The 15,757-nt window shown below is 70.2% G+C and carries 15 protein-coding genes; 7 read left to right on the top strand and 8 right to left on the bottom strand.

Annotated elements, in window-relative coordinates; genetic code table 11:
* Positions 1 to 82: 82 nt before the first annotated feature.
* Positions 83 to 595, bottom strand: a complete 513-nt coding sequence (locus ACOQFR_RS03890) for a hypothetical protein (protein ID WP_421378765.1) — start codon at positions 593 to 595, stop codon at positions 83 to 85.
* A gap of 58 nt (positions 596 to 653) precedes the next feature.
* Positions 654 to 995: a hypothetical protein gene (locus tag ACOQFR_RS03885; protein ID WP_421378763.1), complete on the bottom strand. Its 342-nt coding sequence runs from the start codon at positions 993 to 995 to the stop codon at positions 654 to 656.
* Positions 996 to 1,314: 319 nt separating this feature from the next.
* Between ACOQFR_RS03885 and ACOQFR_RS03880 the strand changes: the two genes are divergently transcribed.
* Complete coding sequence (locus ACOQFR_RS03880) at positions 1,315 to 3,360, top strand: phytase (RefSeq protein WP_421378761.1); 2,046 nt, start codon at positions 1,315 to 1,317, stop codon at positions 3,358 to 3,360.
* Between the two features lie 13 nt (positions 3,361 to 3,373).
* Here the strand turns inward: ACOQFR_RS03880 and ACOQFR_RS03875 are convergent, their stop codons facing one another.
* Positions 3,374 to 3,865: a hypothetical protein gene (locus ACOQFR_RS03875; protein ID WP_421378759.1), complete on the bottom strand. Its 492-nt coding sequence runs from the start codon at positions 3,863 to 3,865 to the stop codon at positions 3,374 to 3,376.
* A gap of 210 nt (positions 3,866 to 4,075) precedes the next feature.
* Between ACOQFR_RS03875 and ACOQFR_RS03870 the strand changes: the two genes are divergently transcribed.
* The gene (locus tag ACOQFR_RS03870) at positions 4,076 to 5,014 is read left to right on the top strand and encodes an ABC transporter ATP-binding protein (protein ID WP_421378757.1); all 939 of its coding nucleotides are present in this window, start codon (positions 4,076 to 4,078) and stop codon (positions 5,012 to 5,014) included.
* Entirely contained in the window at positions 5,011 to 5,772 is a 762-nt protein-coding gene (locus ACOQFR_RS03865; protein ID WP_421378755.1) for an ABC transporter permease, read from the top strand. Before ACOQFR_RS03870 ends, ACOQFR_RS03865 begins: the two co-directional genes overlap by 4 nt.
* Before the next feature lie 4 nt (positions 5,773 to 5,776).
* On the opposite strand, the gene ACOQFR_RS03860 is transcribed toward ACOQFR_RS03865, so the two are convergent.
* Positions 5,777 to 7,258, bottom strand: a complete 1,482-nt coding sequence (locus tag ACOQFR_RS03860; protein WP_421378752.1) for a protein adenylyltransferase SelO — start codon at positions 7,256 to 7,258, stop codon at positions 5,777 to 5,779.
* Between the two features lie 139 nt (positions 7,259 to 7,397).
* Between ACOQFR_RS03860 and ACOQFR_RS03855 the strand changes: the two genes are divergently transcribed.
* Together ACOQFR_RS03855 and ACOQFR_RS03850 are read left to right on the top strand one after the other, a co-directional pair.
* On the top strand, positions 7,398 to 8,504 hold the full coding sequence (locus tag ACOQFR_RS03855) for a c-type cytochrome (RefSeq protein WP_421378750.1): 1,107 nt from the start codon (positions 7,398 to 7,400) through the stop codon (positions 8,502 to 8,504).
* An 81-nt stretch (positions 8,505 to 8,585) separates the two neighbouring features.
* The gene (locus tag ACOQFR_RS03850; protein ID WP_421378748.1) at positions 8,586 to 8,774 is read left to right on the top strand and encodes a CsbD family protein; all 189 of its coding nucleotides are present in this window, start codon (positions 8,586 to 8,588) and stop codon (positions 8,772 to 8,774) included.
* Positions 8,775 to 8,776: 2 nt separating this feature from the next.
* Here ACOQFR_RS03850 and ACOQFR_RS03845 read toward each other — a convergent pair whose 3' ends face one another.
* Complete coding sequence (locus ACOQFR_RS03845; RefSeq protein ID WP_421378746.1) at positions 8,777 to 10,018, bottom strand: serine hydrolase domain-containing protein; 1,242 nt, start codon at positions 10,016 to 10,018, stop codon at positions 8,777 to 8,779.
* A 161-nt stretch (positions 10,019 to 10,179) separates the two neighbouring features.
* Here ACOQFR_RS03845 and ACOQFR_RS03840 point away from each other — a divergent pair, with 161 nt between their 5' ends.
* The gene (locus tag ACOQFR_RS03840; protein ID WP_421378744.1) at positions 10,180 to 10,698 is read left to right on the top strand and encodes an RNA polymerase sigma factor; all 519 of its coding nucleotides are present in this window, start codon (positions 10,180 to 10,182) and stop codon (positions 10,696 to 10,698) included.
* The gene (locus tag ACOQFR_RS03835; protein ID WP_421378742.1) at positions 10,695 to 11,486 is read left to right on the top strand and encodes a hypothetical protein; all 792 of its coding nucleotides are present in this window, start codon (positions 10,695 to 10,697) and stop codon (positions 11,484 to 11,486) included. The genes ACOQFR_RS03840 and ACOQFR_RS03835 overlap by 4 nt, the downstream gene beginning before the upstream one ends.
* On the opposite strand, the gene ACOQFR_RS03830 is transcribed toward ACOQFR_RS03835, so the two are convergent.
* The 3 genes from ACOQFR_RS03830 to ACOQFR_RS03820 all read right to left on the bottom strand — a co-directional run bounded on the left by ACOQFR_RS03830 (position 11,479) and on the right by ACOQFR_RS03820 (position 15,757).
* Positions 11,479 to 13,101: a long-chain-fatty-acid--CoA ligase gene (locus tag ACOQFR_RS03830; protein ID WP_421378740.1), complete on the bottom strand. Its 1,623-nt coding sequence runs from the start codon at positions 13,099 to 13,101 to the stop codon at positions 11,479 to 11,481. The genes ACOQFR_RS03835 and ACOQFR_RS03830 overlap by 8 nt on opposite strands.
* Positions 13,102 to 13,203: 102 nt before the next feature.
* On the bottom strand, positions 13,204 to 13,728 hold the full coding sequence (locus tag ACOQFR_RS03825; protein WP_421378738.1) for a GNAT family N-acetyltransferase: 525 nt from the start codon (positions 13,726 to 13,728) through the stop codon (positions 13,204 to 13,206).
* Entirely contained in the window at positions 13,718 to 15,757 is a 2,040-nt protein-coding gene (locus tag ACOQFR_RS03820; protein WP_421378736.1) for an amidohydrolase family protein, read from the bottom strand. Before ACOQFR_RS03820 ends, ACOQFR_RS03825 begins: the two co-directional genes overlap by 11 nt.

Here is a 15,757-nt window from a genome sequence, read left to right as displayed (position 1 = left end):
GCAAGCTGCAGGATGCGTGCCGACGGCCGCGCAGCAAAAAGGGGCGGCTTGCGCCGCCCCTTGGTGACTGCCGGCAGTTGGCTTACTTGCCGTCGCGGTCGGAGTCGCCCGGGATGGCGCGCTCCAGGCGGTCCCAGGCGGCACGCGTCGCCGGACGGGCATGCTGCCATTCCAGCTTCGAGTTGCCGCGGGCGGTGCCGTAGTCGCGCTGCAGGTCGGCCTCGACTTCGTCGAACGTCTTGCCGTCATAGCGTACACGACCCTCGTAGCCGGTGCGGTAGGCCGGCGCGTAGTCGTCGTAGCTGTGACCGGCGACGTAATACTCTTCGCGCGCGTACTGGTCGCGCCAGTAGCCGTCTTCCACGGTCGGGTTGACCGCCTCGCCCACGCCCTTGCCGGCCAGGCCACCGACGACGGCACCGATCGCCGCGCCGGCCAGCGCGCCGACCGGACCGGCCATCGCGCCCAGCGCCGCACCCGCCGCGCCGCCGGAAGCCGCGCCCAAGCCCGTGCCAACCGGATGCGCACCCGGCGTGCCCGTGATCGGGTCACGGTTGAGGTCGTCGTCCTGCTTCTTTTCGAATTCGCTCTTCATTGCAATCTCCAGTGGGGGGATACCGCGGCCGGAAAGGCCGCGGGGTGACGCGGATCCATTACTTGCCGTCGTTGTCGGCATCGCCGGGCAGCGCGCGCTCGACGCGGTCCCAGGCGGCACGCGCCGCGGACTTGGCCTTCTCCCAGCCGAGGCGCGACTTGCCTTTGATGGACTCGAAGTTGGTCTTCAGATCGCTTTCCACGTCTTCGAAGCGCTTGCCGGTGTAGCGGCCGCGGCCTTCATAGCCGGTGCGGTAGGCCGGGGCGTAGTCGTCGTACACGTCGTCGTTGGACGCATAGCTGGACTTGCCGTGGTTCTCGCGCCAGTACTTGTCCTCGGCGGCAAAGTCCAGGCCGGTGCGGGCGGCGTTGGGGTTGTCATGCTTGGCGGTGTTGGCCATGAGGGAACTCCTAAGCGTTGGGGGGACCGCGCCAACAAGCGCGGCTTCCAAAGGCATAGCAAGGCCTGTGCCAAACGGCGAATTCCGCGCCACGTCGCGTTTTCTTCCTGCAGGGCGTCACGGGTGGCGGGTCCGGAACGTGCAGCCGTCCCGCTGCATTACGCCCGCTTCCTGCAGAGTGCAGCCGTGGCCCGCGAACGCTGCGGCGCCGCTGGCTGGCAAGACAATGGCCCCGATCAGCCCGGTTTCGCGGGACTGTAAAGATCGCAGGGCTATGCTTGGGGTTTTGGCCTTGCCCGGGCGCAGGAAAAACCATCGCATGAAGACCACCACCGCGCTGCTGCTTTCCGTACTTGCCACCGGCGTCGCCGGCGCAACGCCGCCCGCCGCCCTGCCCTCGGTGACGGCGCGGCTGCAGACCGAAGCGACCGCGGGCGAGGCCAATGCCAGCGTGCTGGTGCGCGCGAAGGGCCAGGCGGGCGACAGCCGCATCGTCGGCACGGCGGGCCTGGGCGGCCTGGAACTTTATGGCCTGGATGGCCGCCGTCGCAGCACGGTGCCCGCGGGCGAAGCGGTCGCCGTCGACGTGGCCTACGACCTGGACATCGCCGGTACGGCCACCACTGTCCTGGCGGCCGTGGACACCACCACCAACCTGCTGCGGCTGTACACGCTGCGCGGCGACACCCTGGCCGAAGCGGGCGCGCGCCCGCTGCCGCTGGGTTTCCGTGGCGAGGGTGTGTGCCTTTTCCGTCACCGGCTGGACAACAGCCTGCAGGCCTTCATCGTCGGCGACGGTGGCGAAGTGGACCAGCAGCTGATCTACGCCAACGCGGCCGGCAAACTCGACGCGCGCCAGGTGCGACGGATCGCCGTGCCGTCCACGCTCAAGCAATGCGTGGTCGCCAGCGATGGCCAGGCCTATGCCTCCGAGGAAGCGGTGGGCATCTGGCGCTTTACTGCCGACCCGGAAGCGGACGTGGCCGCCACCGTGGTGGATTCGCCGCGTCTGGGCGGCATCCGCGAAGAGGTGGGCGGCCTGGCCGTGTACGACGGTACGGCGGGCGAGCGCTACCTGTTCGCCTCCGACGCCTCCGCCGGGCGCATCAACGTGTACGACCGGGCGAAGGACGAGGCTTACCTCGGCTCGTTTACCGTGCGGCCGCAGCAAGGCGCGGATCCGCTGGAAGAGCCGGGTCCGCTGCATGCCAGCGCCATGCCGCTGGGCAAGGATTTCCCGCGCGGCATGCTGCTGGTGGGTGACGAGGACAACAGCCGCTACCTGGCGCTGTCCATCGCCGACATCACCGCGGCGCTGTCGCTGCCCGCGACCACGGCCACGGCGACGGACGCTTCGGCCGCGATGCCGGTGGTCCGGCCGCGCCACGAAACCGCGCCGGTGCGCAGCTACGGCGATACCGCCGATGATCCGGCGATCTGGCCGCATCCCACCGATCCCGCGCAAAGTCTCGTGGTGGCCACCGACAAGAAGGCCGGCCTGTACCTGTACGACCTGCAGGGCCGTGAAGTGCACTTCGTCGCCGACGGCAAGATGAACAACGTGGACCTGCGCGACGGCTTCCCGCTGGGCGGCCGCGAGATCACCCTGGTGGCCGCCAGCGACCGCACGCGCAAGGCGATCGCGCTGTACGCGCTGGATGCGGAACGGAGCGAACTGGTGGACATCGCCGACGGCGTGCAGCCCACCGGCCTGGAGGATCCCTACGGCCTGTGCCTGTATCGCAGCCCGAAGAGCGGCAAGACCTACGTCTTCATCAACAGCGGCGACGGCCCGCTCAACCAGTGGGAGCTGGTGGACGCGGGCAACGGCAAGGTGCGCGCCCGGCTGGTGCGCGAGATGCGCTTCGAATCGCAGACCGAAGGCTGCGTGGCCGACGATGCCGCCGGCACGCTGTTCATCGGCGAGGAGGACTTGGCGCTCTGGCGGCTCGACGCCGAGCCCGACGGCGGCGACGCGCGCACCGCGGTGGACCGCGTGGACGCCAACCCGGCGATCAAGGACGACCTGGAAGGCGTGGGCCTGTACGACCTGGGCGGCGGCCGCGGCTACCTGGTGGTATCCAGCCAAGGCAACGACAGCTACGCCGTGTACCGGCGCGAAGGGCGGCAGGAGTACCTGGGCTCGTTCGTGGTGGTGGCCGACGGCGTGGCCGGTATCGACGGCATCAGCGAGACCGATGGCCTGGACGTGAGCAGCGCCAACCTGGGCCCGGGCTTCGAGACCGGCGCAATGGTCGCGCAGGACGGCCGCAACGTGCTGCCGGTGGAGAACCAGAACTACAAGATCGTGCCCTGGTCGGCGATCGCACGCGCGCTGGGCTTGGAGGAACGGCGCGACGACTGAGCGCGCGTGGCGCTCAGTCGATCCGGTACACGCGCGCCTTCGGCAGGTCTTCGTCCACCTGCAGGAACCAGCGCCCGGCGATGCCGGGCACCACCACGATCTCCGGCGACTCGCGCGGCGCGTCCAGCGTCAGCTTGCCCTTGAGCACTTTCCAGACCTGGCCATTGGCCAGGCGGAACTCGTCGCCGGGCTTCCAGCCGGTGACGCGGCCCTGCACCTGGCTGCGGATCGGTTCATCGCCGAGGCCGATGTAGCGCGAGGGATCGGACTTAGGGGCCGCTTCGGCCTGTGCCTGGGCGCGAACGGCCTCGACGACCTGGGCCGCGTCCTCGCGCAGCAGGCGGTTGAGCAGGGCCAGCTGCGCCGGGCTCAGGGTGTCCAGGCCGGTCGCGCGCTGCTGCTCCGGGCTCAGGCGCTGTTCCAGCGGGACGTAGTCGCCCTCGGCTGCGGCCACCGGGCCCTGCACGGCCAGCCACATCATCGCCACCACGAGAATACGCACCATGCCTGCCTCCGGAATCGGGCGACCCGGTGCCGCCCACCCGACCAGCCTAGTGCCGACAGATGACAGTTCCGTAACCTTGCCGACACCCGACCGTCACCGGGGGTCTGCCGCCGGCCCGGGCTGCCCCGCCAACGCTGCGTTCCGGCGCAGCCCGGCAGGACCGGCACCGGGCCGCTACCATGGCCTCCCCGACCCCGAGCCCCAGCACGCATGGACCCCATCCTTTCGGTACGCAACGTCAGCAAGACCTACGCCGGCGGGTTCCAGGCCCTCAAGGCCGTGGACCTGGACATCCGCCGCGGCGAGATCTTCGCCCTGCTCGGCCCCAACGGCGCCGGCAAGACCACCCTGATCAGCATCATCTGCGGCATCGTCAACGCCAGCACCGGCACCATCACCGCCGACGGCCACGACATCCGCGCCGACTTTCGCCCCGCTCGAACCAAGATCGGGCTGGTGCCGCAGGAAATCTCCACCGATGCCTTCGAGACCGTGCTGGCCACGGTCAAGTTCAGCCGCGGGCTGTTCGGCCGCGCCGCCAATCCGGCCCTGGTCGAGAAGCTGCTGCGCGACCTGTCGCTGTGGGACAAGCGCAACAGCAAGATCATGACGCTCTCGGGCGGCATGAAGCGCCGGGTGATGATCGCCAAGGCGCTGTCGCACGAGCCCAGCATCCTGTTCCTGGACGAGCCTTCGGCCGGTGTGGACGTCGAGCTGCGCCGCGACATGTGGCAGATGGTGCGCAAGCTTCGCGACAGCGGCGTCACCATCATCCTCACCACCCACTACATCGAGGAGGCCGAGGAGATGGCCGACCGCATCGGCGTGATCAACCGCGGTGAACTGGTGCTGGTGGAGGACAAGCATGTGCTGATGCGCAAGCTGGGCAAGAAACAGCTGACCCTGCAGCTGCAGGCGCCGCTGGACGCGCTGCCGCCGGCGCTGGCCGGCCTGCCGCTGGAGCTGGCTGACGGCGGCCATGCGCTGGTTTACACCTTCGACGCGCAGCGCGAACAGGGCGGCATCGCGGCGCTGCTGCGGCAGCTCAACGAGCTGGGCATCGACATCAAGGACCTGCATTCGAGCGAAAGTTCGCTCGAGGACATCTTCGTCAGCCTGGTGCACGGCAAGACCGGGGTGGCCGCATGAACTGGCACGCGATCCGCGCGATCTACCGCTTCGAGATGGCGCGCACCTTCCGCACCATCACCCAGTCCATCGCCTCGCCGGTGCTGTCCACGTCGCTGTACTTCGTGGTGTTCGGCGCGGCCATCGGCTCGCGAATGGGCGAGGTGGACGGCGTCAGCTACGGGGCCTTCATCATCCCCGGCCTGATCATGCTGTCCATCCTCAACGAGAGCCTGTCCAACGCCTCGTTCGGCATCTACATGCCCAAGTGGTCGGGCACCATCTACGAGCTCAAGTCGGCGCCGGTGGGCTGGTTCGAGGTGGTGCTGGGTTACGTGGGCGCGGCGGCCAGCAAGTCGGTGATGCTGGGGCTGCTGATCCTGCTGACGGCGCGGATCTTCGTGCCCTACGAGATCGCGCATCCGCTGTGGATGCTGTGCTTCCTGCTGCTCACCGCGGTCACCTTCAGCCTGTTCGGCTTCATCATCGGCCTGTGGGCGGACGACTTCCAGAAACTTCAGGTCATCCCGCTGATGATCGTGACGCCACTGACCTTCCTGGGCGGCGCCTTCTACTCGATCACGATGCTGCCGCCGGTGTGGCAGAAGATCGCGCTGTTCAATCCGGTCGTGTACCTGATCAGCGGCTTCCGCTGGAGCTTCTACGGCATGGCCGACGTGAACGTGCTCATCAGCTTCGCGGCCATCCTGGGCTTCCTGGTCGCCTGCCTGGTGGCGGTGTGGTGGATCTTCCGCACCGGGTGGCGCCTGCGGGCCTGATGGCTCAGGTTCCGCAGAAGGTCCGGGCCACGCGCTGATCGGGGCGCGGGGCCTGCATGTAGTCCGGGTGCTCGTGCCAGGGCTGGCGCACGGCCGCCAGCAGCGACTCGAAGGGCGCGAGGTCCCCCGATTCCGCGGCGACCAGCGCCGCCTCCACCTGGTGGTTGCGCGGGATCACCGCTGGATTCGCCTGGCGCATGGCGTCCGCGCGCGCACGCGGTGATTGCGCCTCGCGCGCCAGCCGATCGCGCCAGCGCTGCCGCCAGGCGTCGAAGCCAGGCGACTTCGGCAGCGCCAGCAGGTCGCCCGTCGCGGCCTCGCGGTCCTCCGCGGCCAGGCACAGGCCGCGGAACACCAGCGTGTAGTCCGCGGCCACCGCGTGCATGGCCTCCAGCAGCGCCTGCGCAAGGGCCTCGTCGCCGTCCTCCTCGCCCGACAGTCCCAACTTGCGGCGCATGCCCGCCAGCCAGTGCGCGCGGAAACGATCGGGGAAGGCGTTGATCACGGCGCTGGCCTGCGCAAGCGCCGCTTCAGGCTCGCTGTCGATCAGCGGCAGCAGGCATTCGGCCAGGCGCGCCAGATTCCAGCGCGCGGCCGCGGCCTGGTTGCCGAAGGCGTAGCGGCCGCCGCGGTCGATGGAGCTGAACACCTTGCCCGGGTCGTACTCGTCCAGGAAGGCGCAGGGGCCGTAGTCGATGGTCTCGCCCGAGATGGCGCAGTTGTCGGTGTTCATCACGCCATGCACGAAGCCCACGTGCATCCACTGCGCCACCAGCGCCGCCTGCCGTTCCGCCACCGCCTGCAGCAGGGCCAGTGCGGGCTTGGCTTCGCCGGCCAGCGCCGGGAAGTGGCGCGCGATCGCGTAGTCGGTCAACACGCGCACGCCGTCGGCGTCCTCCTGCGCCGCGAAGTACTGGAAGCTGCCCACGCGCAAGTGACTGGCCGCCACGCGCGCCAGCACGGCGCCGGGCACGGGGCGTTCGCGCATCACGGGGTCGCCGGTGGCCACGGCGGCCAGGGCGCGGGTGGTGGGTACACCCATGGCATGCATCGCCTCGCTGACGAGGAACTCGCGCAGCACGGGCCCGATCGCGGCGCGCCCGTCGCCGCCGCGCGAGAAGCGCGTAGGGCCGGCGCCCTTGAGCTGCAGGTCGCGGCGCTGGCCGTGCGTGTCGATGAGTTCCCCCAGCAGGATCGCGCGGCCATCGCCGAGCTGGGGCACGAAATGGCCGAACTGGTGGCCGGCATAGGCCATCGCGATCGGCTGGGCATTGTCGGGCAGCGCATTGCCCGCCAGCATCGCAAGCGCACCCGGCGATTCCCGCAGCGAGCCCAGGCCCAGCTCGCCGGCCAGCGCATCGTTGAAGGCCAGCCACCGCGGCGCCGACACCGGCGTCGGCGCCACGCGCTGGTGGAAGCGCGCGGGAAGCCCCGCGTAGGTGTGCTCGAAAGGCAGTGCGGGGGCTGCGGTCGTGGGCTGGCTCATGGGCCCAAGATGGTGCCGATCCGCGCCCGGGGCAAGTCGCGCCCGCGCCGCGTGGCCGGCCGGGTGCCGGCAGCGCGTGGCATGCAAGCCGCGCGGACCCGTGGGATAGTGCCCCGGTCCTCCCCGCCCGAGAGCCCCGATGACGATTGCACGCGCCTTCTGGACCAGCCTGTTGCTGGCGGCCGCCAGCCCCGCCGCGTTCGCGCAGGCGCCGCACGACGGCCACGCCGCCCCCGCCCTGCCGGCGATGACGCCGCAGGAGATGGCCGCCGCCGACGCGATGTACCAGCGCTACTGCGCGCTGTGCCACGCGCCCGACCGTTCGGGCCACGCCAACGACCACGCGCCGTCGCTGCGCTCGAAGTCGCTGCTCGAATCCGGATTCCCCATGATCATCGCCGAGGCCATCGCCTATGGCCGCCCCGGCACTCCGATGGGCGCCTACTACCAGGAAGTCGGCGGCCCGCTGAGCCGCGACGACATCCGGCAGCTCACCACCTGGCTGTCGGTGGTCGAGAACGTGGCGCCGCTGCACGTGCATGAAACGGCGATCACCGGCGACGCCGCGCTGGGCGGCAAGCTCTATGCCGAGAACTGCGCCAGCTGCCACGGGGCCAAGGGCGAAGGCGTCACCGGCACCGCGCTGGGCAATGCCACCATGCTGGCGCTCACACCCGACGGCTTCCTGCGCCACGCCATCGTCAACGGCCGCGAGGGGACGGCCATGGTCGGTTTCAAGGACACGCTGTCGGACACCGAGATCGACGCGCTGACCGCCTTCCTGCGCAGCCGCAGCGGCGGCTGGACGGTGGAGACGCCGGTGCTGCGCGCGCCGCCGCAGGGCAGCGAGTACGTGCTCCATCCCGACGGCGCGGCGCCCGAGCTGGAGCTCAGCGACGGCCGCTACGTCAGCGCCAAGGTGCTCGACCGCGAGCTCAAGGCCGGCAAGCGCATGGTGCTGCTCGACACCCGCGTGACCTCGATGTGGCAGCGCGCGCATATCGCCGGTGCGGTGCCGCTGCCCTACTACAGCGGCCCGGACGAGGTGATCGCCAACCTGCCTACCGACGGCACCTGGATCGTGGCCTACTGCGAGTGCCCGCGCGCCGCCGCCGACAGCGTGGTGAAGCAGCTGCGCGAGATCGGCTATGCCAACACCGCCGTGCTGTACGAAGGCATCCAGGGCTGGATCAGCCTGGGCTATCCGGTGGTGGCCGGCACGACCCAGGTGGTGAAGGTGCCGTAAAGGCCGCGCGGGGCGTTTCGGGCCGGTACATCGTCCGCATCGATACTGGCCTTGCTGCATTCCGCAGCGAGGAGACCCGTCATGGACAAGAACCGCAAGGAAGGTACCGCGCACCAGGTCAAGGGCACCGTCAAGGAAGTGGTCGGCAAGATCACCGGCGACAAGTCCACCGAGCTCGAAGGCAAGGTCGAGAAGAACGTCGGCAAGGTGCAGAACAATATCGGCAAGGCCAGCGACGCCGTCCGCAACGCGGTGCGCAAGGACGACTGAGTTCAGGGCCGGCCGCAGGTCTGCGGGGCCGGCGTGAACACCATCGCGCCGTACTCCCAGCGCCACGGCACAGCGGTGTCGCCAAGGATGGCGCGCACCAGGCAGGGAAACGCGGGCTCGGCGCGCACATCGTTGGACAGGATCACCACACAGCGCTGGCCGCGCTGCAGGCACACCATGGTGTTGCCGGTGGAATCGTTGTGCCCGCCCTTGTACAGGCCCGGCCCCTGCGGCCCGGTGAAACGGATGGCCCCAAGGCTGGCGTGCAGGTCCTGGATGCGCTGATCCTGCGGCAGCTCGGGCTGCAGCGAGGGGAACTGGGTGGCCGTGGTGATGGGCCGCTGCGCGCGCCAAAGCTCGGTGTGCGCTTCCTGCGACAGTGAGTCGCCGCGAACCAGGGCCGCCGCGAACCGAGCGATGTCGGCGATGCTGGTGTCCATCGAGCCCGCCGCCCGCGGCACGCTGCGCTCGTCATGCGGCTCGACGCTGCCATCGGCGCGCCACCCGTCCGCCAGGTTGGCGGCGAAGGCCGGCCGCCACATCATGCCGGTGTCCTTCATGCCCAGCGGCGCGAAGACGCGGCGCTGCATTTCTTCGCCCAGGTCCAGGCCCAGTCCCCGCTCGAGCACGAACTGCAGCAGGATCAGGCCTTCGCCCGAGTAGGCGTAGCGCTGACCTGGCTCGAAGTGGAAACGCAGCTTGCCGTCGGGCTCGACGAAGGCGAAGTTGGCGAAGCCCGCCGAGTGCGTCAGCAGCATGCGCGCCGTCAGCCGGCGCCAGCGCGGATCCGACGCCAGGTCGGGCCACGGCCCGTAGCGGTCTTCGGCCGGATAGTCGGGCAGCGGCCGGTCCAGGTACTCGGCGATGGGCCGGTCCAGGTCCAGCCTGCCCTCGTCCACCAGCTGCATCACGGTGTAGGCGAACACGGTCTTGGTGAGCGACGCGCCGTACATCACGGTACTTGCCTGCAGCGGCTCGCCGGCGGCATTGCGTTCGCCGTGCGCGTGCACGCTCACCACGCGGCCACCGTCCACCACGGCCAGGGCCAGGCCGCGGGCGCCGGTGGCCGACATCGCCCGGAGCATCGCGGCGTCCACGTCCGCGGGCGCAGGCAGTGGCGCGGGCTCGATGCGGGCCGCCGCCGGCACGGGAAGCCCGGTCGCGGCCCCCGCCTGCATCGCCAGGACCAGGGTGACGGTGGACGCGATCAGCACGCGGCAAAAACGTTCGGTCGTACGTTGCATGGCGGTCTCCTCGGATGTCTGCCCGGATGACGCACGGAAGGGCGGCAACTTACAGCCGGAAAACGGGATGTAAGTTCCGGCGCTCCCGCGCGTCATCCGGACAGACACCCACCCAGGGACCCGCGATGTCATCCTTGTCCTGGCCCGTAAGGAGCAACTCCGTGACCGACGCCTTCCCGGACGATTCGCCCGACGCCCTGGTGCGCCTGCACGGCGCACTGGTTTTCCGCGTGGCCTATCGCGTGCTGGGCGACCGCGCCCAGGCCGAGGACGTGCAGCAGGACGTCTTCCTGCGCCTGATCGAAGCGCCGCCGCAGGACGTGCAGTCCTGGCCCGCCTACCTCACCGCGGCCGCCAACCGTCGCGCCATCGACCAGCTGCGGCAGGTGCGCCGCTGGTGGCAGCTGCTGCCGCAATGGCGCGCGCAGGCCCCGTCCGCGGCGCCCTCGGCCGAACAGGCCGGCATCGAACACCAGCGCGCCCGGCGGCTGCGCGCGGCCCTGGCCACGCTGTCGGCCCGCGAGGCGCAGTGCTTCACCCTGCGCTACCTGCAGGACCAGGAGATCGGCGAGATCGCCCTCGCCCTGGGCCTGAGCACCAACAACGTCAACGTCAGCCTGCACCGCGCCCGTCGCCGGATGGAAGCGCAGCTGGGCGAAACCACGGAGACCACGCCATGAGCCGCCACGACGCCGAACTCTCGCCTGCCCTCGCCCGCCACGTGCAGGCCGCCGCCGACGTGCCCCAGGACGCCACCGACCGCGCGCAGCTGCGGCTGCAGCAGGCGCTGCGGCAACCCGTGCGGCGGCCGGCGCGCGCACGCGGCTGGTGGGCCGCCACGGCCAGCGCCGCCGTGGCCCTGGTGCTGGTGCTGGGCCTGCCGCTGATGTCGGGCGGAAGTGACGCGTTCGCGGCCGTGCAGGCGCGTCTGCGCAACTTCCAGACGCTGAGCCTGGACATCCGCCAGTGGCATCAGGACGACCTGATCTCGACCTCGCGTACCCGCATGGACGCGCGCGGCCGCCTGCGTACCGACGTGGGTGCGCAGCTGAGCGTGGTGGTGGACCCGGTACGCGGTCGCGTGCTGACCCTGCTGCACGACAGCCGCCAGGCGATCGTGTCGCCGGTGCAAGCCTCTGGCTCGGCGCGCGAGTCCACGGACTGGCTGCAGGAACTGCGCGAGTTCCAGGGCCAGGCCACGCCCCTGCCCGGCTCGCGCATGATCGACGGCCGGCCCGCGCGCGGCTGGGCCCTGGAGATCAAGGGCCAGCGCATGGAAATCTGGGCCGACGCGGATGGCTGGCCACTGCAGATGCAGCTGGGCGCGCCCGGTGGCATCCGGATCGATTACCGGCTGACGTTCGACGACCCGATCGCGCCCGGCGTGCTCGACAGCGAAGTGCCGCCGGGCTACGCCCTGGTTGAAGGAGACGACGACTCAAGCGCAGGCGGTGCCGGCCTCAGGTGAACAGGCCGCCGTAGGTCTCGCGCAGGTGCGTCTTCTGCACCTTGCCGGTGCCGCCCACCGGCAGGGACTCGAGGAACACGACGTCGTCGGGCACCCACCAGCTGGCCACGCGTTCGCGCAGGTAGGCCAGGATCTCGTCCTTCTCCAGCGCCTGGCCGGGCTTGCGCACGATGAACAGCAGCGGGCGCTCGTCCCACTTGGGGTGGCGCACGCCGATCACCGCGGCCATCGCCACGGCCGGGTGCGCAATCGCGGTGTTCTCCAGGTCGATGGAGCTGATCCACTCGCCGCCGGACTTGATCACGTCCTTGGTGCGGTCGCGGATCTGCATGCGGCCGTCGGGGTCGATGGTGGCGATGTCGCCGGTGGGGAACCAGCCGTCGCGCAGCGCCGATTCGGTGGCCTTGTAGTAGCGGTCCACGATCCAGTGGCCGCGCACCATCAGCTCGCCCTGCGCGACGCCGTCGCGCGGCAGGGTGGCGCCGGCCTCGTCCACGATCTTGATGTCCACGCCGTGCAGCGACTTGCCCTGGCGCGCGATCACCGCGTGCTGCTCCGCTGCGGGCTTTTCGCGGTCGGCGGGGGTAAGGGCGCCGAAGGTGGCCACCGCCGTGGTCTCGGTCATGCCCCAGCCGTGCCCGACCTCGACGCCGAAGTCGTCGGCGAACTTGGCGATCAGCGCCAGCGGCATCGCGGTGCCGCCGGTGAGCAGGCGCTTGAGGGTGGAGAAGCGCAGGCCGTTCTGCTCGACGTACTGGGCCAGGCCCAGCCAGATCGTCGGCACGCCGGCACCCACCGTCACCTTCTCGGACTCGAACAGGGCATGCAGGCTGGCGCCGTCCAGCTTCGGCCCGGGCAGGACCAGCCGCGCGCCCACCATCGGCGCGCCGTAGGGAATGCACCAGGCGTTGATATGGAACATCGGCACCACCGGCAGCACGGTCTCCGACGGCGACAGGCCCATCACGCCGGGCACCGCGCCCGAGAGCGCGTTGAGCACCATCGATCGGTGCGAATACAGCACGCCCTTGGGATTGCCCGTGGTGCCGGACGTGTAGCACAGCGCGGCGCCGGTGCGCTCGTCGAACTCCGGCCATTCGAACGCGTCGCCGTGCGGCGCGATCAGGTCCTCGTAGGCCACCACGTTGGCCACGCCTTCAATCGCGGGCGTGTTCTCCGCATCCGCCAGGCAAACCCAGTGCTTCACCTGCGGGCAGTGTGCGGCGATGCCCTTCACCAGCGGCGCGAAGGTGGCGTCGAACAGCACCACCTGGTCCTCGGCGTGGTTGATGATGTAGATCAGCTGCTGCGGCTGCAGGCGCGGGTTGCAGGTGTGCATCACCATGCCGCTGCCGGACACGGCGAAGTAGGCTTCCAGGTGGCGGTGGTTGTTCCAGGCGATCGAACCGACGGCGCTGCCCGGGCCCAGGCCCAGGCCGGCCAGCGCGTTGGCGAAGCGGCGCGAGCGCACCGCACATTCGGACCAGGTGTAGCGGAACAGCGGGCCGTGGGTTTCGCGCGAGACCACGTCCACGTGCGCGTACTGCGCGGCGGCATGTTCGATGATCGCGGAGATCAGGAGCGGGCGGTCCATCATCAGGCCGGGCTGCAGCATCGTGGGCATCTCCTGGGGACGGGGTGCGCGGACCCCGATGGCTTCAATCCTACACCGGCCGTCCCGCGCCGCCAGCGCGCGGCTTCGTCCTGCACGCGGGCTTCACGCGTCCGGCGCGGACGAGGTGAGTTCGGCCACCTGCAGCGACACGCGCTTGGCGCCGCCGTCGAGCCACTGGCTGCCGACTTCGCGAAAGCCGAACCGGTCATGGAAGGCCTGCGAGGCCGCATTGGGCGGCTGCAGGTTGTACTCGCACGCGATCACCGGCACCTGCTGCCTGCGGGCCTGTTCGAACAGCTCACGGTAGAGCTGCGAGCCCAGGCCCAGGCCCTGGAAGCCGGCGCCAACCACCACGCGGTCCACGTACAGGAAACGCGGATACCGCGCCGCGAACCAGTCGAAGTTGGGATTGACGTAGCCGCAGCCGTCGCGCATCGCCAGCAGGAACGCGGCGACCGCACCGTCCACCACCGCTACCCGGTGCCACCCCGCGTAGCCGTGCAGCTGCCGCAATCGCGCCATGTCCATGGCGCTGGTGTGGGCCACCTCGGCGTCGTTCAATGCAAGGATGGCCGGAAAATCCGCAGGCGCGGCATCCCTCAGCTGCGTGCCGCGTTCACCGGCCATCGGAAGCCGCGTCGGCCGCCGGCAGGCGCACCGTCGGTGCGTCGGCGAAGGGACGGATGCCGAAGTGCGGGTAGATTTCCGCGGGGAAATACACCACGCCGTCCTTGACCACCATGCGGATGGCCTTGATCGCACGCAGGTCGGCGGTGGGATCGCCGGCCACCAGGAAGAAGTCGGCCAGCTTGCCGCGCTCGATCGAGCCCAACTGCTGGTCCTGGCGCAGGTAGGCCGCCATGTCCAGCGTGGCCAGCTTCAGTACCTGCGCCGGCGTGTAGCCGATCTGCTCGAACAGCTGCAGCTCGCGATGGAAGGTGAAGGAGCCGCCCAGGTCGGTGCCCGGGATGAGCAGCACGCCGCGACGACGCAGCTCGCGCAGCGCTTCCAGGATCTTCGCGTAGGCGCCGGCATAGGCTTCGGCATCGCCGGGCGCGGACATGTCGGCCCAGGCCTGCTTGGCGTCGCGCTGCGCGCCCACCGGCAGGTGGTCGAGGTAGTCCACCTGGCCACGCGGGGTTTCGCCGTTGCGGGTCAGCAGCAGCGATTCGTGGATGGCGATGGTGGGCTCGACCGCCACCTTGCGCGCGACGATGTGGTCCAGGGTGCGCTGCACCCTCGGCGAGGCCAGGTCCAGCGTGGCCAGCCGCTTGAGCGCGGTGAGCCGCAGCAGGGTGCGCGTGTCTTCCTCCGGCGTCAGCACCCAGCCCAGCATGATCTGGTTGATGTGGGTCAGCTCGTCGTAGCCGGCGTCGATCATCGCATCGGCGTTGGAAAACGCGGGCACGTGGCCGGCTACCCGCAGGCCCAGCCGGTGCGCCTCTTTCGCCGCGGCCGCCGACCAGGCCGGGTTCATGCTGTTGTACAGCTTCACCTGCTCGTAGCCGCGCGCCGCGTACCAGCGCACGGCGGCCAGGGCCTCGGCCTCGCTGTCCACCAGGATGCCGTTGTTGGAGTTGTAGGGGCTCTTGCCTTCGATGAAGCCGCTGCGGGTGATGCGCGGACCAGCCAGGGTGCCGTTGTCGATGGAGGCGATCACTTCGGCCAGCACCGCGTTGTCATTGCCCATGTCGCGCATCGAGGTGACGCCGGCGGCCAGGTTCAACAGCGCATCGTCGTCGCCGGTGTGGGCGTGCATCTCGTGCAGGCCGGCGACCAGGGTGCCGCCTTCGCCGTCGATCAGCACCTCGCCGGGCGAGGCCGGCGCGTCCAGCGGCTGCACGCTGGCGATGTGGCGGCCGTGCACCAGCACGCTGGCGGGCTCGCCCAGGGCCAGCGTGCGCGGATCGAACACGCGCACGTTGCGGATGCGCACCGGCGCGTCGTAGCGGTGCGCGGTGCGGGCCTGGATGTCCTTCAGGCGCTGCTTGCCCAGGTCGGCGGCGATGCCGCGCAGGCGCACTTCCTCGGACTCGTAACCCTGGCGCACCGTCACGGCACTGGGCGAGATGACCGCGAACAAGCGCTGCTGCGCATCCATCAGCACGTAGGCCGGGTCGATGTCCAGGCCGTTGATGGCGTACTGGCGCACCGTCAGCTTCTTCGCGCCCTCGCCGACGTCGATCGTGTCGCCGGTGTCGAGCGTCAGCTCTCCGGCCGGCAGCACCGGCACGCGCTGGTCGCTGTCGGCCAGCAGGGCGCGGGCATAGATGCCCAGCGCCCAGGGGCTGGCGTTCTGGCCCACGTACAGCACCGGCTGCGGCGCGGCCGCCTGGCCTTCGCCCGCCGAATCCTTCCAGCGCGCCTGGCCCCCGGCAAGCGCGAAGCTCTCGTCCACCTTGCTGCCGAAGGTGGTGGTGCCGGTCAGCGTCCAGGCGCTGGGCAGGCCCTGGGCATCGAGCGTGAGGCGCTCGGCCATGGTCGGGCCGCGGCCATTGTTCTTGACGTCGTACTCGAGCGTGACCTGGCCGCCCTGGTTGTCGGCGATCACGCGGCCGACGGTGTTGCCGCCGGTGACTACCGAATAGCTTTCGGTCTGGGCCAGCGCGGGTGCCGCCGCCAGCATCAGTACCGCGAGGAATGCCGTCTTGTGCAT

Source organism: Arenimonas sp. MALMAid1274, from assembly GCF_049195245.1.
Lineage (GTDB): Bacteria > Pseudomonadota > Gammaproteobacteria > Xanthomonadales > Xanthomonadaceae > Arenimonas.
Note: the sequence above shows the minus strand (reverse complement) of the source record. Positions and strands in the feature narration are given on the sequence as shown.